Origin of the sequence: Citrobacter rodentium NBRC 105723 = DSM 16636, from assembly GCF_021278985.1 — a bacterium.
Lineage (GTDB): Bacteria > Pseudomonadota > Gammaproteobacteria > Enterobacterales > Enterobacteriaceae > Citrobacter_A > Citrobacter_A rodentium.
Map to the genome: position 1 here is coordinate 1,848,338 of NZ_CP082833.1, position 20,395 is coordinate 1,868,732.

Annotated in this window: 20 protein-coding genes and 4 pseudogenes; 15 read left to right on the forward strand and 9 right to left on the reverse strand. The window is 56.0% G+C overall.

Going from position 1 to position 20,395, the window contains the following annotated elements; translation table 11 throughout:
• The first annotated feature begins 102 nt into the window (after window positions 1-102).
• Window positions 103-519, forward strand: coding sequence for a carboxypeptidase-like regulatory domain-containing protein (locus K7R23_RS08750; protein ID WP_012907604.1), 417 nt, complete (start codon window positions 103-105; stop codon window positions 517-519).
• A 33-nt stretch (window positions 520-552) separates the two neighbouring features.
• Here K7R23_RS08750 and dkgA read toward each other — a convergent pair whose 3' ends face one another.
• Both dkgA and yqhD read right to left on the reverse strand, forming a co-directional pair.
• A complete protein-coding gene (gene dkgA / locus K7R23_RS08755) occupies window positions 553-1,380 on the reverse strand; it encodes a 2,5-didehydrogluconate reductase DkgA (protein ID WP_012907603.1) in 828 nt (275 codons plus the stop codon).
• A gap of 104 nt (window positions 1,381-1,484) precedes the next feature.
• Entirely contained in the window at window positions 1,485-2,648 is a 1,164-nt protein-coding gene (gene yqhD, locus K7R23_RS08760) for an alcohol dehydrogenase (RefSeq protein ID WP_012907602.1), read from the reverse strand.
• Between the two features lie 193 nt (window positions 2,649-2,841).
• Between yqhD and K7R23_RS08765 the strand changes: the two are divergent.
• Window positions 2,842-3,744: pseudogene (locus K7R23_RS08765) on the forward strand (AraC family transcriptional regulator).
• Between the two features lie 25 nt (window positions 3,745-3,769).
• Here the strand turns inward: K7R23_RS08765 and yghB are convergent.
• On the reverse strand, window positions 3,770-4,429 hold the full coding sequence (gene yghB, locus K7R23_RS08770) for a DedA family general envelope maintenance protein YghB (protein ID WP_012907601.1): 660 nt from the start codon (window positions 4,427-4,429) through the stop codon (window positions 3,770-3,772).
• Window positions 4,430-4,568: 139 nt separating this feature from the next.
• Entirely contained in the window at window positions 4,569-5,756 is a 1,188-nt protein-coding gene (gene metC, locus K7R23_RS08775) for a cystathionine beta-lyase (RefSeq protein ID WP_012907600.1), read from the reverse strand.
• Between the two features lie 249 nt (window positions 5,757-6,005).
• Between metC and exbB the strand changes: the two genes are divergently transcribed.
• A complete protein-coding gene (gene exbB, locus K7R23_RS08780) occupies window positions 6,006-6,740 on the forward strand; it encodes a tol-pal system-associated acyl-CoA thioesterase (RefSeq protein ID WP_012907599.1) in 735 nt (244 codons plus the stop codon).
• Window positions 6,741-6,746: 6 nt separating this feature from the next.
• On the forward strand, window positions 6,747-7,172 hold the full coding sequence (gene exbD / locus K7R23_RS08785) for a TonB system transport protein ExbD (RefSeq protein ID WP_012907598.1): 426 nt from the start codon (window positions 6,747-6,749) through the stop codon (window positions 7,170-7,172).
• A gap of 143 nt (window positions 7,173-7,315) precedes the next feature.
• Here the strand turns inward: exbD and K7R23_RS08790 are convergent, their stop codons facing one another.
• From K7R23_RS08790 to K7R23_RS08800, 3 genes are all read right to left on the reverse strand, one after another.
• Window positions 7,316-8,200, reverse strand: coding sequence for an SDR family oxidoreductase (locus K7R23_RS08790; protein WP_012907597.1), 885 nt, complete (start codon window positions 8,198-8,200; stop codon window positions 7,316-7,318).
• A 76-nt stretch (window positions 8,201-8,276) separates the two neighbouring features.
• Window positions 8,277-8,714, reverse strand: coding sequence for a hypothetical protein (locus tag K7R23_RS08795; protein ID WP_012907596.1), 438 nt, complete (start codon window positions 8,712-8,714; stop codon window positions 8,277-8,279).
• Window positions 8,707-9,117 (reverse strand): hypothetical protein, encoded by a 411-nt coding sequence (locus K7R23_RS08800; RefSeq protein ID WP_012907595.1) that lies wholly within the window; start codon window positions 9,115-9,117, stop codon window positions 8,707-8,709. Before K7R23_RS08800 ends, K7R23_RS08795 begins: the two co-directional genes overlap by 8 nt.
• A 104-nt stretch (window positions 9,118-9,221) precedes the next feature.
• On the opposite strand from K7R23_RS08800, the gene K7R23_RS08805 reads away from it, so the two are divergent.
• Both K7R23_RS08805 and K7R23_RS08810 read left to right on the forward strand, forming a co-directional pair.
• Window positions 9,222-9,716, forward strand: coding sequence for an ESA_00282 family adhesion-associated protein (locus K7R23_RS08805; protein ID WP_012907594.1), 495 nt, complete (start codon window positions 9,222-9,224; stop codon window positions 9,714-9,716).
• Between the two features lie 68 nt (window positions 9,717-9,784).
• Window positions 9,785-10,282, forward strand: a complete 498-nt coding sequence (locus K7R23_RS08810) for a TIGR00645 family protein (protein ID WP_012907593.1) — start codon at window positions 9,785-9,787, stop codon at window positions 10,280-10,282.
• Between the two features lie 397 nt (window positions 10,283-10,679).
• On the opposite strand, the gene K7R23_RS08815 is transcribed toward K7R23_RS08810, so the two are convergent.
• Entirely contained in the window at window positions 10,680-11,720 is a 1,041-nt protein-coding gene (locus tag K7R23_RS08815; RefSeq protein WP_012907592.1) for an aldo/keto reductase, read from the reverse strand.
• A 170-nt stretch (window positions 11,721-11,890) separates the two neighbouring features.
• Between K7R23_RS08815 and K7R23_RS08820 the strand changes: the two are divergent.
• From K7R23_RS08820 to hybG, 9 genes and pseudogenes are all read left to right on the forward strand, one after another.
• A pseudogene (locus K7R23_RS08820) lies at window positions 11,891-12,813 on the forward strand (methyl-accepting chemotaxis protein).
• 278 nt (window positions 12,814-13,091) lie between these two features.
• A complete protein-coding gene (gene hybO, locus K7R23_RS08825; RefSeq protein ID WP_012907591.1) occupies window positions 13,092-14,210 on the forward strand; it encodes a hydrogenase 2 small subunit in 1,119 nt (372 codons plus the stop codon).
• A 2-nt stretch (window positions 14,211-14,212) separates the two neighbouring features.
• A pseudogene (gene hybA, locus K7R23_RS08830) lies at window positions 14,213-15,200 on the forward strand (hydrogenase 2 operon protein HybA).
• Window positions 15,190-16,368, forward strand: a complete 1,179-nt coding sequence (hybB, locus tag K7R23_RS08835; protein ID WP_012907589.1) for a Ni/Fe-hydrogenase cytochrome b subunit — start codon at window positions 15,190-15,192, stop codon at window positions 16,366-16,368. Before hybA ends, hybB begins: the two are co-directional and overlap by 11 nt.
• Entirely contained in the window at window positions 16,365-18,068 is a 1,704-nt protein-coding gene (gene hybC, locus K7R23_RS08840; protein ID WP_012907588.1) for a hydrogenase 2 large subunit, read from the forward strand. Before hybB ends, hybC begins: the two co-directional genes overlap by 4 nt.
• Window positions 18,068-18,562 carry a HyaD/HybD family hydrogenase maturation endopeptidase gene (locus K7R23_RS08845; RefSeq protein ID WP_012907587.1) on the forward strand — a complete coding sequence of 165 codons (495 nt, stop codon included), beginning with the start codon at window positions 18,068-18,070 and terminating at the stop codon, window positions 18,560-18,562. The genes hybC and K7R23_RS08845 overlap by 1 nt, the downstream gene beginning before the upstream one ends.
• Window positions 18,555-19,043, forward strand: a complete 489-nt coding sequence (hybE, locus tag K7R23_RS08850) for a hydrogenase-2 assembly chaperone (protein ID WP_024132936.1) — start codon at window positions 18,555-18,557, stop codon at window positions 19,041-19,043. Before K7R23_RS08845 ends, hybE begins: the two co-directional genes overlap by 8 nt.
• Window positions 19,036-19,377, forward strand: coding sequence for a hydrogenase maturation nickel metallochaperone HypA (hypA, locus tag K7R23_RS08855; protein WP_024132935.1), 342 nt, complete (start codon window positions 19,036-19,038; stop codon window positions 19,375-19,377). Before hybE ends, hypA begins: the two co-directional genes overlap by 8 nt.
• Before the next feature lie 18 nt (window positions 19,378-19,395).
• Window positions 19,396-19,644, forward strand: a complete 249-nt coding sequence (gene hybG / locus K7R23_RS08860; RefSeq protein ID WP_012907585.1) for a hydrogenase maturation factor HybG — start codon at window positions 19,396-19,398, stop codon at window positions 19,642-19,644.
• Window positions 19,645-19,751: 107 nt separating this feature from the next.
• On the opposite strand, the pseudogene K7R23_RS08865 reads toward hybG, so the two are convergent.
• Window positions 19,752-20,313: pseudogene (locus K7R23_RS08865) on the reverse strand (glutathione S-transferase family protein).
• Window positions 20,314-20,395: the final 82 nt, after the last annotated feature.

The window sequence follows — 20,395 nt, forward strand, 5'->3', positions numbered from 1 at the left end:
GGCAGTGCGCTTGTATATTGTTATCAGTTTCGTAGGCCGGATAAGCGTTAAGCGCCATCCGGCTGTTATCAGGAAAAGATAAATCAGGACGGAGAATCCGGGATGAAAGCAGGGATGATGGCAGGGGCAATCGTGATTGCCTTACTGCAAAGTGGTTGCGTGATACATCGCCAGACGCAGCCGGAAGTGGAAGGGCGGCTTATCGACAGCGGGGGGAGGCCGGTCACTCACGCCAGATTAACCTTAGTCGGCACCGCTGATAAGCCGGACGAGACGCTTTCAGATAATGACGGTCGCTTTGCCTTTCAACCCCAACACGAATGGATCTTCTTTCTGCCGATAGGTCCGATGGACTGGTTTTATCACAGCCTGCTGCGGGCGAATGCCAACGGTAAGGTGTACGAAGGAAACCTTGGCGGCGGCCCTGGCGGGCCGTTCGCGCTTGAGGATAAAGTGATTAAGGTGGTTTGCACGGTACCAGATGAACCGGGTGAGATGATCTGCCGGTACGGGTTATAAGCAGCCCGGCAGAGCGCCGGGCCGGGGGAAAAATCAGCCGCCGAACTGATCCGGGTCGGGGCCAAGTCGCTTGCCCTGATCCAGTCTGGCGATCTCGCCCAGCTCGTCTTTATCAAGCCGGAAGTCCCAGACGTCAAAGTTCTCAGCAATGCGCGACGGCGTGACCGATTTCGGGATCACCACCAGGCCGTTGTCCAGATGCCAGCGGATAACAATCTGCGCCGGGGTTTTACCGTACTTGTCCGCGAGGTCGCGGATGATTTTCTGATCGAACACGCCTTCGCCGCCCTGCGCCAGCGGGCTCCAGGACTCCGTCTGGATTTTATGCGTCGCATTCCAGGCGTGAAGCTGGCGCTGTTGCATCAGCGGGTGCAGTTCAATCTGGTTAATCACCGGCGTCACGCCCGTTTCATCAATCAGGCGCTGAAGGTGGTTGATCTGGAAGTTGCACACCCCGATGCTCTTGATCAGCCCCTCTTTTTGCAGATCGATCATGCCCTGCCAGGCCTCAACGTAACGATCGATAGCCGGCACCGGCCAGTGCATCAGGTACAGGTCCACGTAGTCGAGGCGGAGTTTTTCCAGACTTTCCAGCAGCGCTTCGCGCGGACGTTTTTGATCGTCATTCCACAATTTGGTGGTGATGAACAGCTCGTCGCGTGGGACGCCCGCGCTGGCCAGCGCGTTGCCCACCCCCTCTTCATTTTTGTAGGCGGCGGCGGTATCGATTGACCGGTAGCCGACTTCCAGTGCTTTATGAATGGCGGAGACGACCTCGTCGTTACCGGCTTTCCATACGCCTAACCCCAGCTGGGGCATTACATTGCCATCCTGAAGCTTAATTACGGTTTGGTTTGCCATTTTTCCTCCTTCATGTGCTCACCACCGGAGTCTGCCTCCGGTGGTGTGGTGTGACTTAAGTCTGGACGAAATGTCCAAAAACGAAAGGCAGAGGCGAAAAAAGCTTAGCGTGCGGCTTCGTAAATACGGCGGCTGACGTCAAGAGTAATATCTTTATTTTCACCCAGTTGCGTCATGCCGTGCTCCTCTAATTTCGCCAGCAGCGCCGGGATGGAACTGCCGTCCAGACCATAGCCGGAGAGGCGCGTCGGTACGCCAAGCTGCTCAAAGAAGTTGCGCGTTGCCGCAATGGCCGCATCAATACGCTCATCTTCAGAGCCGTCGGTGATGTTCCAGACGCGCTCCGCGTATTGCAGCAGTTTGGCGCGTTTGGCGTCGCGTTTTTCATTCCACAGCGCAGGCAGCACCACCGCCAGCGTCTGAGCGTGATCCAGACCGTGCATCGCCGTCAGTTCGTGGCCCAGCATATGCGTTGCCCAGTCCTGCGGCACGCCAGCGCCGATCAGGCCATTGAGCGCCTGCGTCGCCGCCCACATGACGTTCGCGCGCACCGCGTAGTTTTCCGGTTGCTGGAGCGCTTTCGGGCCGTCTTCGATCAGCGTCAGCAGAATGCCTTCGGCGAAGCGATCCTGAATTTTGGCGTCAACCGGCCGGGTCACGTACTGCTCAACGGTATGCACAAAGGCATCAACCACGCCGTTCGCCACCTGACGCGGCGGCAGGGTGTAGGTGTAAACCGGGTCCAGCACCGCGAACACCGGCTGTACGTGCGCGGAATGGAACGCCTGTTTGTCGCCGGTGGTTTTACGCGAGATGACCGCGCCTTTGTTAGATTCAGAACCGGTGGCGGGCAGGGTCAGCACGGAGCCCATCGGGATGGCGCTTTTAATCTCGCTGCCGCTGGTCTGCAGGATGTGCCACGGATCGATATCGTTCGGATAGTGCGCCGCCGCGGCGATGAACTTGGTGCCGTCGAGCACAGAGCCGCCGCCGACCGCCAGCAGAAAGGTAATCTTGTCATCGCGGGCGATTTGCACCGCCTTCATCAGCGTTTCGTAGGAGGGGTTGGGTTCGATGCCGCCAAACTCGCGCACGTCCATGCCCTTCAGCGCCTCCAGAACCTGTGCCAGTACGCCGGTCTTTTTCACGCTGCCGCCGCCGTAGGTGATCAGCACGCGTGCCTCCTGCGGGATCTGCGCGCGCAGATCGGCAATGGCGCCTTTACCAAACAGAATGCGGGTCGGGGTATGCAGATTAAAGTTATTCATTGCTCGTTCCCTTATGTGGGTAAAAAAGAGGGCAGGCGTCAGTCTGCCTGATGGGAAATATTGTGAGCACGCGCGGCCGGTCCCTCAATGCTCATTTCTGCCAATGTTTTGCCTGATCCTCCAGAACGCTGGAGAAAAGCGATAAATTTGCGCACAATCAAAACGTCGCCATTGATTGAGTAAAGACACCGCTATGAACCGTGAAGCGATCTGTTTACAGCTGACAGATAAAATTAAGAAGCTGAAAGGTAATGAAAATATTGACGATCGGTTGCCGGGGATTCGTCTGCTGTACGGCACCGAACCGGCGCCGCGCACGCCGGTAATGTACGACCCCGGTATCATTTTTCTCTTTTCGGGGCATAAAATTGGTTATATCAATGAGCGCGTTTTTCAGTATGACGCCAATGAATATCTGCTGTTGACCGTTCCCTTGCCCTTTGAATGCGAAACCTTCGCCACGCCGTCGCTACCGCTGGCCGGTATGCGCATTAACGTCGATATCCTGCAACTGCAGGAGCTGCTGATGGACATTGGCGAGGATGAACGGTTCCAGCCGTCGATGGCGGCGAGCGGGATAAACTCCGCCACGCTCTCCGATGAGATCCTTTGCGCGGCGGAGCGTCTGCTGGATGTGATGGCGCGACCGCTGGACGCGCGGATTTTAGGCAAGCAGATTATTCGCGAGATCCTCTATCACGTGCTGACGGGTCCCTGCGGCGGCGCGCTGCTGGCGCTGGTGAGCCGCCAGACCCATTTCAGCCTGATCAGCCGGGTGATTAAGCGCATCGAGAACAAGTACACGGAAAGCCTCAACGTCGAATAACTGGCGGCGGAGGCCAATATGAGCGTCTCTGCGTTTCACCATAACTTTAAGTCGGTCACCAGCACCTCGCCGTTGCAGTATCTGAAAACCTACCGGCTGCATAAAGCGCGAATGATGATCGTCCACGACGGTATGAAGGCCAGCGCGGCGGCGATGCGGGTGGGTTATGAAAGCGCGTCGCAGTTCAGCCGCGAGTTCAAGCGCTATTTTGGCGTGACGCCGGGAGAAGATGCGGCGCGGATCCGCACGATGCAGGGACAGGCCGGATAAGCGCAGCGTTATCCGGCGGTAATGCTCAGGCGTTGCAGTATTTCTTTTTGATCACTACCACTACCGTACCCAGCAGACCGGCGGCCAGCAGGACGATGGGCAGGATCATCAGAAAGGTCATAACCTGATCTTCATGGCGTTTTACAAAGGGGATCATGCTCAGGGCGTAGCCAAAACTGGTGACCACGCCGACCCATAGCAGGCCGCTCAGCCAGTTAAAGAACTGGAAGCGACGGTTGGAAAGCCCGGAAATTCCCGCCATCGTGGGCAGCAGGGTACGTACAAACGCCAGAAAACGCCCGGCAAGCAGCGCCAGCAGACCGTGGCGATCGAACATGCAGGTGGCGCGCTGATGGTATTTCACCGGCAGTTGCGCCAGCCAGCCCTTAACCGTTCGGGTATTGCCCAGCCAGCGTCCCTGAATATAGCTCAGCCAGCAGCCGAGGCTGGCGGCGGTCGTCAGGATCAGCAGCGTGGGGATAAAACTCATTACGCCCTGCGCAACCAGCGCGCCCGCCAGCAGCAGCAGGCTGTCGCCCGGTAAAAATGAGGCCGGCAGCAGGCCATTTTCTAAAAACAGCGTGGCGAACATCACGAAGTAGACGACGCTGACAACATGCGGGTCCGCCAGCGCGGCAAAATCGTGTTGCCAGAGCGCAGCGATAATATCTTGAATAACAGCCATGGACTTTCCTGTGGAACAGCGTTTACGCCTTAATGAATATATTGTACTCCTTAACAGGCCCGGATGCCTTGATCCGGGGCGCAACAAATGCAGACAATTTCGCTCGATTTGTCTGCATTCATGTCCATCGGCGTCAATATTATACGATGCGGGAGAAACCGGCGGCTAAATCTGCAATCAGATCGTCAACGTTTTCTAAACCGATATGCAGACGAATTAAAGTGCCGTCGAAATCAACGCCGCCCTGAGGGCGAATTTCCGCTATCTGCTCAGGCTGGTTCGCCAGGATCAGCGACTCAAAACCGCCCCACGAGTAAGCCATGCTGAACAGGCCCATGTGGTCCAGCAGGGCGGAGAGTTCGGCATCGGTAAGCTTTTTATTGAGCACAAACGAGAACAGACCGCTGCTGCCAGTAAAGTCGCGCTTCCAGAATTCATGGCCTTTGCTGCCGGGGAGCGCCGGATGGTTCACTCGCGCAACCTGCGGATGCGCGGCCAGCCATTCGGCAATCTTCAGGCTGCTCTCGTGGTGCTGGCGCAGGCGCACCCCCAGCGTTCGCAGCCCGCGACTGCTCATATAAGCGGTATCGGCATCCACCATTTGCCCCATCAGATAGGCGTTTTCCCGCAGTTGATCCCAGCAGCGGGCATTGGAAACCGCAGTGCCGATCATCGCGTCAGAGTGGCCGACCAGGTATTTGGTCGCCGCCTGAATGGAGATATCAATCCCGAAGTCGAGTGCCTTAAACAGTACGCCCGCCGCCCAGGTGTTATCGATCATAATGATGGCTTCCGGCGCGACGCGCCTTACCGCGGCGACGATTGCCGGTACGTCATGCACTTCCATCGTAATGGAGCCGGGCGACTCAAGGAACACCACTCTGGTGTTGGGCTGGATATGCTTAACAATATCCGCGCCGACCAGCGGGTCGAACCAACTGGTGGTGACGCCGAGTTTGCCGAGAATCTTGCTACAGAAATCCTGGCTTGGTTCGTAGGCGGTGTTGGTCATCAGCACGTGATCGCCCTGTTCCACAAAGGCCAGAATGGTATTGGCGACCGCCGCCGCACCGCAGGGAAACAGCGCGCAGCCGGCGCCGCCTTCCAGTTCGCACATCGCTTGCTGAAGCGAGAAGTGGGTTAGCGTGCCGCGGCGACCGTAAAAAAGCTCGCCCTTCGCGCGGTTGCGGGTGGCGTGCTTTTTGGCTTCCACCGTTTCAAAGACCAGCGATGAGGCGCGCTGTATAACGCTATTTACCGAGCCGAGCGTATACTTTTTGCTGCGTCCCGCAGTGATCAGTCTGGTATCCAGTTGTTTGTCTGCCATGTGGGTTTTCCTGTTTTTATACGTCTGGATGTCTAAACTACCATGAATGGTAAAAACCGCACCCCATCGGACGGCATTAAGCACAATATTTTCCCAAATGTGCCCCTCATGAGGTTTTACTGCGTAAGCGCAAAGAAAAGAAACCGAAGGTGCGGCACTATGTAAATAGTAATGAGAACGACTATCAATTCGACGTCGTTTTGATATTATTATGCTCAGATTTTGTGATTTGCGTCCTGGAGATACACAGTGGGTAATAATTTGATGCAGACGGATCTCTCCGTCTGGGGTATGTATCAGCACGCTGACATCGTAGTGAAGTGCGTGATGATTGGTCTGATTCTGGCGTCAGTGGTCACCTGGGCTATCTTCTTCAGTAAAAGCGTCGACTTCTTCTCGCAGAGGCGTCGCCTCAAGCGCGAACAGCAGCAGCTGGCTGAAGCCCGCTCACTGGATCAGGCAAGCGACATCGCCGCCAGCTTTGGCGCGAAAAGCCTGAACACGCAGTTGCTTAATGAAGCGCAGAACGAACTTGAACTCTCCGCAGGCAGCGAAGACAACGAAGGAATCAAAGAGCGCACCGGTTTTCGTCTGGAGCGTCGCGTGGCGGCAGCCGGGCGGCAGATGGGGCGCGGAAATGGCTACCTCGCCACTATCGGGGCGATCTCGCCGTTTGTCGGTCTGTTCGGTACGGTGTGGGGCATCATGAACAGCTTTATCGGCATCGCGCAAACGCAAACCACTAACCTCGCCGTGGTTGCGCCGGGGATCGCTGAAGCGCTGCTGGCGACCGCTATTGGCCTGGTGGCGGCGATTCCTGCCGTGGTTATTTACAACATCTTCGCCCGTCAGATCGGCGGCCTGAAAGCGACGCTGAGCGATATCGCCGCGCAGGTGCTGCTGCTGCAAAGTCGTGACCTGGATCTGGATGCGAGCGCTTCCGCGCATCCGGTACGTACCGCGCAGAAATTACGTGTAGGATAATGTTTCATGGCAATGCGTCTTAACGAAAATCTGGACGATAACGGTGAAATGCATGAAATCAACGTGACGCCGTTTATCGACGTCATGCTGGTGCTGCTGATCATCTTTATGGTGGCCGCGCCGCTGGCGACGGTGGATGTGAAGGTCAACCTGCCGGCCTCCTCCAGCACCCCGCAGCCGCGTCCGGAAAAGCCGGTTTATCTCTCCGTGAAAGCCGATAACAGTATGTTTATTGGCAACGATCCGGTGACGGATGAAACCATGATCGCCGAGCTGAACGCGCTGACGGCCGGGAAGAAAGACACCACGATTTTTTTCCGCGCGGACAAAACCGTTAATTACGAAACCATGATGAAGGTAATGGATACGCTGCACCAGGCAGGTTACCTGAAGATTGGTCTGGTGGGTGAAGAGGTCGCGAAAGCGAAATAAGCCCGCCGCGACGGACAGAGCTGGCCGAATACGCGTCGTAATGAAAATGCCGGGTGGCGGCTACGCCTTACCCGGCCTACACCGATGTTTATATGTAGGCCCGGTAAGCCTGCGCCACCGGGCACTTCACTACAGATTTATCGCTAGCCTAAATGCTCCCCGCCGCACACACCGTGTACTTCCGCGGTAACATAGCTTGATTCCTGACTTGCCAGATAAACATACACGGGCGCCAGTTCCGCCGGCTGTCCTGCGCGTTTCATTGGCGTTTGCTGACCAAACTGCGGGATTTTATCCTGGGTCTGACCGCCGGAGATTTGCAGCGCGGTCCAGATTGGCCCCGGCGCAACAACGTTGACGCGGATCCCTTTTTCCGCCACCTGTTTTGCCAGTCCACGACTGTAGTTAAGGATAGCGGCTTTGGTTGAGGCGTAGTCCAGCAGATGCGGGCTCGGCTGATAAGCCTGAATAGAGGAGGTGGTGACAATGCTGGAACCGGCAGGCAGTAGCGGAATCGCTTCCTGAGTGATCCAGAACAGCGCAAAGACGTTTATCGCGAAGGTCTTCTGGAACTGTTCGCTGGTCAGATCTTTGATTTCCGGAATCGCCACCTGCTTCCCGGCCACCAGCGCCAGCGTGTCCAGACCGCCCAGCGCTTCGCGCGCTTTATGCACCAGAGAGCGGGCGAACGTTTCATCGCTCAGATCGCCCGGAATCAGCACCGCTTTGCGTCCGCACTCTTCGATAAGCGCTTTCACCTGCTGCGCGTCTTCTTCTTCCGCTGGCAGGTAGTTGATCGCCACATCTGCGCCTTCACGCGCGTAAGCAATGGCGGCAGCACGTCCGATGCCGGAGTCACCTCCTGTCACCAGTGCTTTACGATCTTTAAGGCGACCGCTGCCGACGTAGCTTTTCTCGCCACAGTCGGGAACCGGGGTCATTTTCGCCTGCACGCCCGGCGCGGGCTGTTTCTGCTGGGGATATTCACCGGTGTAGTACTGGGTGGTCGGGTCTTTTAATTGCGTCATAACGTATCTCCCTTCAGGTTAATCATCCTTTAAGGGTAGACGCTGTGCGGGAAAGAGGGGGGAACCAGGACGATCCTTAACGCCCGGTTTGTTCCGTTTTCGCTGAAGCGAAATGTTCATTCAGCGCGACGGTGGTGATGTTGAGGGTGCGGTAATTCCCTTCAGCAAGCTTACGCGTCAGGCGCAGCGTCGCCGTCTCGCGCGCCAGCAGTCGCTGCCAGCTGTTTTCCAGTTTCGCCAAGATTTTATCGTGTAATTCAGGATGTTGTCTGACGATGGCATTGATGGTCGCGCCATAAATTTCTTCTTTCACTTGCAGCGCGTACATTTCCCGCCGATTCTGCCATTTCAGCCGTACCAGCGCGGCGGGAATCGACGTGTCATCCTGGGCGACGCTTTCCAGGAGCGCATTTTTATTGGCGATCAGCGCGGCCAGATTTTGCTTTAAAACAAATTGATCGCTTTTATTATCATCTAAAGCCAGATAAACATTATTGTCAGCAGCTTCACTCATTTTCAGCTTCCAGAGAATAGAACAGGGGAGCACTTGTTTCGCGCGTAATTAAATTAAGCCAAATTTCATTACCGTTCTCATTAATATGGGTAGTGGCTTCGGCGATTATTTTACTTAAGGCCTGCGCATCAATGTCGCCTTCTGCCTGTAATGAATTAATCAAGCGGGCAAAAGTTTCAATTTTCGCCACCCGATAAAGGCGCTCTTTGAAATGACGGTCATGTTCTTCAAGTAACATATTTTTGGCTTGCCCGGTGTGGGTAGCGCTAATTAAAATATCCGCTTCGTAATCGCTAAGCGTTTTCTTCCCCTGAGTTAAATTATCAGGATTCTCTGCTGTCTTATTCGTTGATCCTGATGACAGCAGATGAAAATGCGCCGGGACAAGATGCTCGGGAAGCATGTCAGAATATCCTTTATTATCAATGTGATATTTGTTTTCGCCTGGCTGGCTGCGTTGACAATAGCATGGGGTAAATTTAAAATCAAAAAAAATGGAGTCATTTTATGAACAGTCTTTTTTATTCTGTTATTGCCCTGCTATTGCTCAGCGGCGTGGTGTATTTTGTCATCTGCGAGTTGAGTAAACCACACAATAGCCAGGCCGACTTGCCCCCTTTGCTATTGACGAAAGAGGAGGGGGAGGACCATTTCTCCGCGCTGATGAATGCGATTACGCCGGTGTGGTACTGGCGCGTTAATCATGAATATATTGATTTTCTGCACGCGACGGTAAAGCGCATGACGATGGCGCAGCTGAATGACACGCCGGGTCTGTTTGACGCTCAGCGGCGGTGCAGCGATCTTAATTCGGCGGTGTATAAATACTACGATACAATAAAAAAACGCTGTCTTAATGGCGAAGAGGTCCCGTATTCCGACCTGGACGTGCTCAACCTGCGCCAGTGCTTCAGCGAATTTAGCCTCGAAGCCTATCCTTCGCTGGTCGCGCTGGTGTGGCCCGACTATCAGCGTCCGTGGATCCAGCCGGAGGACGTTTGAGAGAGGTTTATCTGGTGTTGCGCTGTTGCGATATACTGTTAACCGGTTTTGCTACCTGACAGGATTTTATGGAACGCTTTTTCGAGAATATCATGTACGCGTCACGCTGGCTGCTTGCTCCCGTTTACTTTGGGCTGTCCTTTGCGCTGATTGCGTTGGTGCTGAAGTTCTTTCAGGAGATCTTTCACGTTCTGCCGAATATCTTTTCGATGGCGGAAGCTGACCTGATTCTGGTTTTACTGTCGCTGGTTGATATGACCCTTGTCGGCGGTCTGCTGGTGATGGTGATGTTTTCCGGCTACGAAAATTTCGTCTCTCAGCTCAATATCTCTGAAGGTCGGGAAAAGCTTAACTGGCTGGGGAAGATGGATGCCACTTCGCTGAAAAATAAGGTTGCGGCCTCAATTGTCGCCATCTCCTCAATTCATTTGCTGCGAGTGTTTATGGATGCCAAAAACGTACCGGACAACAAGCTGATGTGGTATGTCATCATCCATCTGACTTTCGTTCTGTCGGCCTTTGTGATGGGTTATCTCGACAGGTTGACCCGGCATAAGTACGACTAAGCGACATTCCCCCAGCCAGGTGCCGGATGGCGGCGATGCCTTATCCGGCCTACGGACTGAGTATCCGTAGGCCGGGCAAGCGCAGCGCCCCGGCAAAACATTTTATCCGGCGCGGGTATTTGTAGGCCGGGCAAGCGCAGCGTCCCCGGCAAAACATTTTATCCGGCGCGGGTATTTGTAGGCCGGGCAAGCGCAGCGTCCCCGGCAAAACATTTTATCCGGCGCGGGTATTTGTAGGCCGGGCAAGCGAAGCGCCCCCAGCAAAACGTCTTATCCGGTGCGGATATTTGTAGGCCGGGCAAGCGAAGCGCCCCGGCAAAACATTTTATCCGGCGCGGGTGTTCGTAGGCCGGGCAAGCGAAGCGCCCCCGGCAAAATATCTTATCAACCTTATAGTTTATTTATCAGAAGACGCCTGCCACAGATTCAGCTCGCCGTCGGCGACATGCTTATCTATCTGCGCCAGCTCCTGCGTGCTGAATGACAGATTATTCAGCGCCTGAACGTTCTCTTCCAGCTGTTCCGTTCGGCTTGCGCCAATCAGCACCGAGGTGACCCGCTCATCCTTCAGCAGCCAGCTTAACGCCATTTGCGCCATCGACTGGCCGCGCTGCTGCGCCATCTCGTTAAGCAGTCGCAGGCTGTTGAGGTTCGCTTCCGTCAGCATATTTTCCGTCAGACCGCGCGCTTTTTTGCCTTCCCGCTGCATTCGCGACCCTTCTGGAATGCCATTTAAATATTTTCCGGTCAGCAGCCCCTGCGCCAGTGGCGTAAAAGCGATACAGCCGACGCCGTTTTCCTGCAACGTGTTCAGCAGACCGCTTTTATCTACCCAGCGATTAAGCAGGTTATAGGAGGGCTGGTGGATCAAAAGCGGGATTTTCCACTCGCGTAGCAGTTCCGCCATTTTTTGCGTGCGCGCAGGTGAGTAGGAGGAGATACCGACGTACAGCGCCTTTCCGCTCTGCACGGCGTGCGCCAGCGCACTGGCGGTTTCTTCCATCGGCGTGTTTTCATCCACGCGGTGGGAATAGAAAATATCGACGTAATCCAGCCCCATCCGTTTCAGGCTTTGATCGAGGCTGGTGAGCAGATATTTACGCGAGCCGCCGGAGCCATAGGGACCGGGCCACATGTCATATCCGGCTTTGGTGGAGATAATCAACTCGTCGCGATAAGGGGCGAAATCTTCGCGTAGCAGGCGACCGAAGTTTTCTTCCGCGCTGCCCGGCGGCGGCCCGTAGTTATTGGCTAAATCGAAATGAGTGATGCCCAAATCGAAGGCTTTACGCAGCAGCGCGCGCTGAGAATCCAGCGCCTGAACGTGACCAAAGCTGTGCCACAGGCCGAGCGACAGCGCGGGCAGGCGCAGGCCGCTTTTCCCGCAGTAGCGATACTGCATATTTTCGTAACGGTCAGGGGAGGCGTTCCAGGACATGTTGTCTCCTTTCTTGTGAAGAATTTCGAAACAGCGTTTTTATTTTGTGCCTGGCACACCACAATACCCGGATAAATATGGGAAGCAAGAAAGATTATATTTTCGCCTGTTTCTGCCGATAACGAACTAAGGCTCGCTTCTGGCGATCACTCACAAGGTAAGGAACACTTATGAAAATACTGCGTAATTTCACCATCCGGGTCGTCATGCTGACAATCCTTGGTGTTTTCTGTTTAATGTGGTTGGGCGTCGGGCTGTACAGTACCTGGTCTCTTTCCCGCGTCGCAGAGGGTAATGAGGTCGATCGCCATCTTGTCCGCCAGATGACGGTGCTCAGCCAGGGCAACGATCAATACTTTCGTTTTGTTACCCGCCTCAGCCGCGCTGGAGGAAACTGCCGCCAGCATGGAGCAGCTTACCGCAACGGTGAAGCTGAATGCGGACAATGCCCGCCAGGCCAGCCAGCTTACGGATACCGCCTCACGTACCGCCAGTAAGGGCGGCTCGCTGGTATCGGAGGTGGTGGAAACCATGAACGGCATCTCCGCCAGTTCGAAACAGATTGCTGAAATCACTACCGTGATTAACAGCATCGCCTTCCAGACTAATATCCTGGCGCTGAATGCGGCGGTGGAAGCCGCCCGCGCGGGCGAACAGGGGCGTGGTTTCGCCGTCGTGGCTGGCGAAGTGCGCAACCTTGCCAGCCGCAGCGCCAATGCCGCGAAAGAGATAGAGACGCTGATTGCCGAATCTGTTCGCCGTGTCGAACAAGGTGCGGAACTGGTGAAAGATACCGGCGCGACCATGGACGCAAGTGGACACCATTATGAAACAGATTGCCTGCGCCTCTGAGGAGCAGAGCAAAGGCATTTCGCAGGTTAGCGTGGCGATTAGCCAAATGGATGGCGTCACGCAGCAAAACGCCTCGCTGGTTGAGCAGGTGTCCGCAGCCGCCGCTGCGCTGGAACGGCAAACGGAAGATTTGCAGCGTTCGGTGCAACAGTTCCGACTGTCGCAAAGCGACGCCCCGGCTGTCGCCTCGCCTGAGACGCGGCGTGCAGATGCTTCAGGCGGTGAATGGGTGTCGTTATAAGCCGTTATCTTCCGTTCGGCAGGCCATATCGCTACTGCTGCCTTATACCGCGATATGGCAAACTGGCAAACTTTCGATACGAAGATTGATCCAGAAGGGGTATTCAGGCGATTTAATTAATTACACTACTGGCTACTCCCTTCGTTTTAGTCATCCGTCGCAGTATCATAGGCTACATAACCATAATAAAAGTGTGGTAAATGGCGCATCGATCGCAGATACGTTTGCGCGAACGATGCAAAATAAAAGCCAGGTCTTCGCAACGGAATAACTATAAAATGACTGGAGATAATACTCTCATTAATTCTCACGGCGTAAACCGTCGTGATTTCATGAAGCTTTGTGCAGCACTAGCCGCTACCATGGGGCTCAGTAGCAAAGCCGCCGCAGAAATGGCCGAGTCAGTATCCCGTCCGCAGCGCCCGCCGGTTGTCTGGATTGGCGCTCAGGAGTGTACGGGCTGTACTGAATCTCTCCTTCGTGCGACCCATCCCACGGTAGAAAATCTGGTTCTGGAGACGATCTCTCTGGAATATCATGAAGTGCTTTCCGCCGCTTTTGGTCACCAGGTAGAAGAGAACAAACACAACGCGCTTGAGAAGTATAAAGGGCAGTATGTGTTAGTTGTCGACGGTTCCATCCCGCTAAAAGATAACGGTATTTATTGTATGGTCGCCGGCGAGCCGATTGTGGATCACATCCGCAAAGCGGCGGAAGGCGCGGCGGCGATTATCGCTATCGGCTCCTGCTCCGCCTGGGGCGGCGTGGCCGCCGCTGGCGTGAACCCGACCGGCGCGGTTGGCCTGCAGGAAGTCCTGCCGGGCAAAACCGTCATCAACATCCCAGGCTGTCCGCCAAACCCGCATAACTTCCTCGCGACGGTCGCGCACATTATCACCTATGGCAAGCCGCCGAAGCTGGACGCGAAAAATCGTCCGACCTTCGCCTATGGCCGCCTGATTCACGAACACTGCGAACGCCGCCCGCACTTTGACGCCGGTCGTTTTGCCAAAGAGTTCGGCGATGAAGGGCACCGCGAAGGCTGGTGCTTATACCATCTGGGCTGTAAAGGACCGGAAACCTGGGGCAACTGCTCCACGCTGCAATTCTGCGATGTCGGCGGCGTATGGCCGGTGGCGATCGGCCACCCTTGCTACGGCTGTAACGAAGAAGGGGTGGGGTTCCATAAGGGCATTCACCAGCTTGCTCACGTGGAAAACCAGACGCCGCGATCTGAGAAGCCTGACGTGAAGATGAAAGAGGGCGGCAACGTCTCTGCCGGGGCCATCGGGCTGCTCGGCGGGGTCGTCGGTCTTGTCGCAGGCGTCAGCGTGATGGCGGTGCGTGAACTGGGGCGTCAGCAAAAGAAAGATAACGCTGACTCACGGGGAGAATAACCGTGAACAGACGTAATTTTATTAAAGCAGCCTCCAGCGGGGCATTGCTGTTAGGCGGCGCGCCGTCTGTCAGCCATGCGGCTGCGGAAAACCGCCCGCCGATCCCCGGTTCGCTCGGTATGTTGTATGACTCGACGCTGTGCGTGGGCTGTCAGGCCTGCGTCACCAAGTGTCAGGACGTCAACTTCCCGGCGCGCAACCCGGAAGGTGAGCAGACCTGGTCGAACAACGACAAGCTGTCGCCATACACTAACAACATCATCTAGGTGTGGCGCAGCGGCGACGGTGTGAATAAGGATCAGACAGAGAACGGCTACGCGTATATTAAGAAGCAGTGTATGCATTGCGTCGATCCGAACTGCGTCTCCGTCTGCCCGGTCTCGGCGCTGAAAAAAGATCCGAAAACCGGCATCGTTCATTACAACAAAGACGTGTGCACTGGCTGTCGCTACTGCATGGTCGCCTGCCCGTACAACGTTCCGAAGTACGACTACAACAACCCGTTTGGCGCGCTGCACAAGTGTGAACTGTGCAACCAGAAGGGCGTTGAGCGTCTTGATAAGGGCGGTTTACCCGGCTGCGTGGAGGTTTGTCCGGCGGGCGCAGTGATTTTTGGCACTCGCGAGGAGCTGATGGCCGAGGCGAAAAAAACGCCTGGCGCTTAAGCCTGGCAGCCAATATCACTATCCGCGCCAGACGCTGAAAACGGGCGACACCTACGTACACACCGTGCCGAAGTATTACCCGCACCTGTATGGCGAAAAAGAGGGCGGTGGTACGCAAGTACTGGTGCTTACCGGAGTGCCTTACGAAAATCTGGATCTGCCGAAGCTGGATGACCTCTCTACCGGCGCGCGTTCCGAACATGTTCAACACACGCTTTATAAAGGCATGATATTACCCCTGGCTGCGCTGGCGGGCTTATCCGTGCTGGTTCGTCGTAATACGAAAAACGACCATCACGACGGAGGAGACGATCATGAGTCATGATCCTAAACCGCTGGGCGGCAAAATTATCAGTAAACCGGTCATTATCTTCGGGCCGTTAATCGTTCTGTGTATGCTCCTGATAGTGAAGCGTCTGGTGTTCGGGCTGGGGTCTGTCTCCGATCTGAACGGCGGCTTTCCGTGGGGCGTATGGATCGCCTTCGACCTGCTGATCGGCACCGGCTTTGCCTGCGGCGGCTGGGCGCTGGCGTGGGCGGTGTACGTCTTCAACCGCGGACAGTATCACCCATTGGTGCGTCCGGCGCTGCTGGCCAGCCTGTTCGGTTACTCGCTGGGCGGTTTGTCGATCACCATTGACGTAGGGCGTTACTGGAACCTGCCGTATTTCTACATTCCGGGCCACTTCAACGTGAACTCGGTGCTGTTCGAGACGGCGGTCTGTATGACCATCTACATCGGCGTGATGGCGCTGGAGTTCGCGCCAGCGGTGTTTGAACGTCTGGGCTGGAAAGTGTCGCTACAGCGCCTGAATAAAGTGATGTTTTTCATCATCGCTCTCGGCGCGCTGCTGCCGACCATGCACCAGTCCTCAATGGGATCGCTGATGATCTCGGCGGGCTATAAGGTGCATCCGCTGTGGCAAAGCTATGAAATGCTGCCGCTGTTCTCAGTGCTCACCGCTTTTATCATGGGCTTTTCAATCGTCATCTTTGAAGGCTCTCTGGTGCAGGCGGGGCTGAAAGGCAAGGGGCCGGATGAGAAGCACCTGTTCATCAAACTGACGAATACCATCAGCATTATGCTGGCGATCTTTGTTGTGCTGCGCTTCGGCGAGCTGATCTGGCGCGACAAATTAGCGTATGCCTTTGCCGGCGACCTCTATTCCATCATGTTCTGGATTGAAGTCGTGCTGATGGTCTTCCCGCTGGCGGTGCTGCGCGTGGCGAAACTGCGTAACGACTCGCGGATGCTGTATCTGTCGGCGCTGAGCGCGCTGTTGGGCTGCGCGACCTGGCGTCTCTCCTATTCGCTGGTGGCATTCAATCCAGGCGGCGGCTACCACTACTTCCCGACCTGGGAAGAGCTGTTGATTTCTATTGGTTTTGTGGCTATTGAGATTTGCGCTTATATCGTTCTCATTCGTCTACTGCCGATACTTCCTCCTTTAAAACAAAACGATCACAATCGTCATGAGGCGAGCAAAGCATGAGCCAGAGAATTACTATTGATCCGGTCACCCGTATTGAGGGGCATTTACGCATCGATTGCGAAATCGAAAATGGCGTTGTATCGAAAGCATGGGCGTCCGGCACCATGTGGCGCGGGATGGAAGAGATTGTCAAAAACCGCGATCCGCGCGATGCCTGGATGATTGTGCAGCGTATCTGCGGCGTCTGCACCACCACGCACGCCATCTCCTCCGTTCGTGCGGCGGAGAGTGCGCTGAACATCGACGTGCCGGTTAACGCGCAGTACATCCGTAATATCATTCTGGCGGCGCACACCACGCATGACCATATCGTTCACTTTTATCAGCTTTCCGCGCTGGACTGGGTGGATATCACCTCTGCGCTGAATGCCGACCCGGCAAAAGCGGAAGCGCTGCTGAAAGGCGTTTCCAGCTGGCATCTGAACAGCGCCGAAGAGTTCACGAAGGTACAGAACAAGATTAAAGATCTGGTCGCCAGCGGCCAGCTGGGCATTTTCGCCAACGGCTACTGGGGACACCCGGCGATGAAACTGCCGCCGGAAGTCAACCTGATCGCCGTCGCGCACTACCTGCAGGCGCTGGAGTGCCAGCGCGACGCCAACCGCGTAGTGGCGCTGCTGGGCGGTAAAACGCCACACATTCAGAACCTGGCGGTGGGCGGGGTGGCAAACCCGATTAACCTCGACGGTCTGGGCGTACTGAACCTTGAACGCCTGATGTACATCAAGTCCTTCATCGACAAGCTGAGCGACTTTGTTGAGCATGTTTACAAGGTTGATACTGCGGTTATCGCCGCCTTCTATCCGGAGTGGCTGGAGCGCGGTAAAGGCGCGGTGAACTACCTGAGCGCGCCGGAATTCCCGACCGACGGTAAGAACGGCAGCTTCCTGTTCCCGGGCGGCTATATCGAAAACGCCGATCTGGCGACCTACCGGCCAATCAGCTCTCACTCCGATGAGTATCTGATTAAGGGTATTCAGGAGAGCGCGAAGCACGCCTGGTATAAAGACGAAGCGCCGCAGGCGCCGTGGGAAGGAACCACCATTCCGGAATACAACGGCTGGGCGGATGACGGTAAATATTCGTGGGTGAAATCGCCGACCTTCTACGGTAAAACCGTCGAAGTGGGGCCGCTGGCGAATATGCTGGTCAAGCTGGCGGCGGGGCGTGAGTCTACGCAGGCGAAGCTGAATGAAATCGTCGCCATCTACCAGAAGCTGACCGGCAAAACGCTGGAAGTGGCACAACTGCACTCCACTCTGGGACGCATCATTGGCCGTACCGTTCATTGCTGCGAGCTGCAGGGGATTCTGCAGAACCAGTACAGCGCGCTGATCGCCAATATCGGCAAGGGCGACCACACCACCTTCGTCAAGCCGAACATTCCGGCCACCGGCGAGTTTAAAGGCGTCGGCTTCCTTGAAGCGCCGCGCGGTATGCTCTCTCACTGGATGGTGATCAGAGACGGCATTATCAGCAACTACCAGGCGGTTGTGCCGTCAACCTGGAACTCCGGTCCGCGCAACTTTAACGATGACGTTGGTCCGTATGAACAGTCGCTGGTGGGAACGCCGATCGCCGATCCGGAAAAACCGCTGGAAGTGGTGCGCACCATTCACTCTTTCGACCCTTGTATGGCGTGCGCGGTGCACGTTGTCGACGCTGACGGGAACGAAGTTGTCTCTGTGAAGGTTCTGTAATGCGGATTTTAGTCTTAGGGGTCGGCAATATTTTGCTGACCGATGAAGCCATCGGAGTACGGATCGTTGAGGCGTTAGAGCAGCGTTATGTACTGCCGGATTTCGTTGAGATCCTCGATGGCGGCACGGCGGGAATGGAGCTGCTTGGCGACATGGCGAACCGGGATCACCTGATCATCGCGGACGCCATTGTCTCGAGGAAAAACGCGCCGGGCACCCTTATGGTCCTGCGGGATGAGGAAGTGCCTGCGCTGTTTACCAATAAAATTTCCCCGCACCAGCTGGGCCTGGCCGACGTTTTGTCGGCCCTGCGCTTCACCGGCGAGTTTCCGAAAAAGCTGACGCTGGTGGGCGTTATCCCGCAGTCGCTGGAGCCGCATATCGGCCTGACGCCGACGGTGGAAGCGATGATTGAACCTGCGCTTGCGCAGGTTCTGGCCGCGCTGCGCGAATCAGGTGTGGATGCTGTCCCCCGGGAGGCTGCCCATGTCTGAGGAAATTTCCGGCTTCCGGACGGCCCCGAGGACGCAGGTTCAGGCCGCTTTTGAGGCAATAGCCCGGCGTTCCATGCACGATCTCTCATTCCTCCATCCCGATATGCCGGTGTATGTCTCTGACTTTACGCTGTTTGAAGGGCAATGGACGGGATGCGTGGTCACGCCGTGGATGCTGAGCGCTTTGATTTTCCCCGGGCCGGATCAGCTCTGGCCGCTGCGCAAAGTCAGTGAGAAAATCGGCCTGCGTCTGCCGTATGGCACGATGACCTTTACGGTGGGCGAACTGGAGGGGGTATCGCAATACCTTTCCTGTTCGCTGATGTCGCCGCTCAATCACAGCCTGTCGGCGGAAGAGGGGATGCGCCTGGCGGACGACTGTGCGCGGATGCTGCTGTCGCTGCCGGTCAGCAATCCTGACGCGCCGCAGACCAGCCGCCGGGCGCTGCTGTTTGGCCGTCGGAGCGGTGAGCATGCATGAGCTGTCGCTGTGCCAGAGCGCGGTTGAAATTATTCAGCAGCAGGCTGAGCAGCACGCGGTAACGCGGGTGACCGGCGTCTGGCTGGAAATCGGCGCGCTTTCCTGCGTTGAGGAGAGCGCCGTCCGCTTTAGTTTTGATATCGTTTGCCAGGGAACGGTGGCGCAGGGCTGCGCGCTGCATATCGACTACAAACCCGCGCAGGCGTGGTGCTGGGACTGTAGTCAGGCGGTTGAAATTTTCCGCCACGACGCGTCGTGTCCACATTGTCATGGCGATCGTCTGCGCGTCGATACCGGCGATTCGCTGACCGTAAAAAGTATTGAAGTTGAATAAACCGTTGGGTGGTTAATTATGTGTATTGGCGTTCCTGGGCAGGTTCTGGCGGTAGGTGAAGATATTCACCAACTGGCGCAGGTGGAAGTATGCGGCATCAGGCGCGAGGTGAATATCGCCCTGATCTGCGAGGGCGATCCTGCGGACCTGGTCGGACAGTGGGTGCTGGTGCACGTGGGCTTCGCGATGAGCATTATTGATGAAGATGAAGCCAGAGCCACGCTGGACGCGCTGCGCCGTATGGAGTATGACGTCACCAGCGCGTGACGCGTACCGCTGGATGCAATGCCTGATGGCGCGTCGCTTATCAGGCATACGAGCGCATAACCGCAGGCCGGATACGGCGCGTGATGCGCCGCCATCCGGCAATACGTTTATCCCTGTCGCTTATCTTCCGTATTGTTTTCAAAATCGCTGGCGTCATGGCGCTCATGCAACTGTTCGTTCAGCGGACCATTGGTGCGGTTGACAATCCGTCCGCGCTTAACCGCCGGACGTTCGGCAATTTCCTTCGCCCAGCGCTGCACGTTTTTGTAGCTGCCTGCATCCAGGAACTCGGCTGCGTCATACACATTGCCCAGCACCACCAAACACGCGCACTGGCGGGTTTTGCGAATGATCGCGCAGCGCCGGGATCTTCGAGTTCGGGTTAACCTCAACAAAGCCGCTGGAGAACTGATCGCCTTCGCCGATGCGGATCAGCCAGGCGTCATACTCTGCGCCGGTGACGCCCAGCGCGAGCAGTTCTTCCAGCATGATCGTCACCTTCTGACCGTTCGGCGTGCCGAGCGAATAAAGCTGAAGCGGATGTTTGCCGACGGGCAGCGTTTTGTCGTGCGTCGGACCCGAGATAGGGCGGTTGATGTTGGCGAACGCGCCGCCGCCTGATTTATCCCACGTCCAGACTTTTGCGGGCTGATAAGCGTTATCTGACATGTTGACCTGCCTTCTGATGAGTTGTGTTGAAGCAGTGTAGCAGTTCGCCATTTGGACATTTAGCCGATTGGCACATTTATCC

What these genes read in the sequence shown, in the direction of transcription:
- hypA (WP_024132935.1), top strand. Translation starts at nt 19,036, where the DNA reads ATGCATGAGCTGTCGCTGTGCCAGAGCGCGGTTGAAATTATTCAGCAG.
- hybG (WP_012907585.1), top strand. Translation starts at nt 19,396, where the DNA reads ATGTGTATTGGCGTTCCTGGGCAGGTTCTGGCGGTAGGTGAAGATATT.
- hybE (WP_024132936.1), top strand. Translation starts at nt 18,555, where the DNA reads ATGTCTGAGGAAATTTCCGGCTTCCGGACGGCCCCGAGGACGCAGGTT.
- K7R23_RS08750 (WP_012907604.1), top strand. Translation starts at nt 103, where the DNA reads ATGAAAGCAGGGATGATGGCAGGGGCAATCGTGATTGCCTTACTGCAA.
- K7R23_RS08815 (WP_012907592.1), bottom strand. Translation starts at nt 11,720, where the DNA reads ATGTCCTGGAACGCCTCCCCTGACCGTTACGAAAATATGCAGTATCGC.
- hybB (WP_012907589.1), top strand. Translation starts at nt 15,190, where the DNA reads ATGAGTCATGATCCTAAACCGCTGGGCGGCAAAATTATCAGTAAACCG.
- metC (WP_012907600.1), bottom strand. Translation starts at nt 5,756, where the DNA reads ATGGCAGACAAACAACTGGATACCAGACTGATCACTGCGGGACGCAGC.
- K7R23_RS08790 (WP_012907597.1), bottom strand. Translation starts at nt 8,200, where the DNA reads ATGACGCAATTAAAAGACCCGACCACCCAGTACTACACCGGTGAATAT.
- exbD (WP_012907598.1), top strand. Translation starts at nt 6,747, where the DNA reads ATGGCAATGCGTCTTAACGAAAATCTGGACGATAACGGTGAAATGCAT.
- hybC (WP_012907588.1), top strand. Translation starts at nt 16,365, where the DNA reads ATGAGCCAGAGAATTACTATTGATCCGGTCACCCGTATTGAGGGGCAT.
- K7R23_RS08800 (WP_012907595.1), bottom strand. Translation starts at nt 9,117, where the DNA reads ATGCTTCCCGAGCATCTTGTCCCGGCGCATTTTCATCTGCTGTCATCA.
- K7R23_RS08845 (WP_012907587.1), top strand. Translation starts at nt 18,068, where the DNA reads ATGCGGATTTTAGTCTTAGGGGTCGGCAATATTTTGCTGACCGATGAA.
- K7R23_RS08805 (WP_012907594.1), top strand. Translation starts at nt 9,222, where the DNA reads ATGAACAGTCTTTTTTATTCTGTTATTGCCCTGCTATTGCTCAGCGGC.
- K7R23_RS08795 (WP_012907596.1), bottom strand. Translation starts at nt 8,714, where the DNA reads ATGAGTGAAGCTGCTGACAATAATGTTTATCTGGCTTTAGATGATAAT.
- hybO (WP_012907591.1), top strand. Translation starts at nt 13,092, where the DNA reads ATGACTGGAGATAATACTCTCATTAATTCTCACGGCGTAAACCGTCGT.
- dkgA (WP_012907603.1), bottom strand. Translation starts at nt 1,380, where the DNA reads ATGGCAAACCAAACCGTAATTAAGCTTCAGGATGGCAATGTAATGCCC.
- yghB (WP_012907601.1), bottom strand. Translation starts at nt 4,429, where the DNA reads ATGGCTGTTATTCAAGATATTATCGCTGCGCTCTGGCAACACGATTTT.
- yqhD (WP_012907602.1), bottom strand. Translation starts at nt 2,648, where the DNA reads ATGAATAACTTTAATCTGCATACCCCGACCCGCATTCTGTTTGGTAAA.
- K7R23_RS08810 (WP_012907593.1), top strand. Translation starts at nt 9,785, where the DNA reads ATGGAACGCTTTTTCGAGAATATCATGTACGCGTCACGCTGGCTGCTT.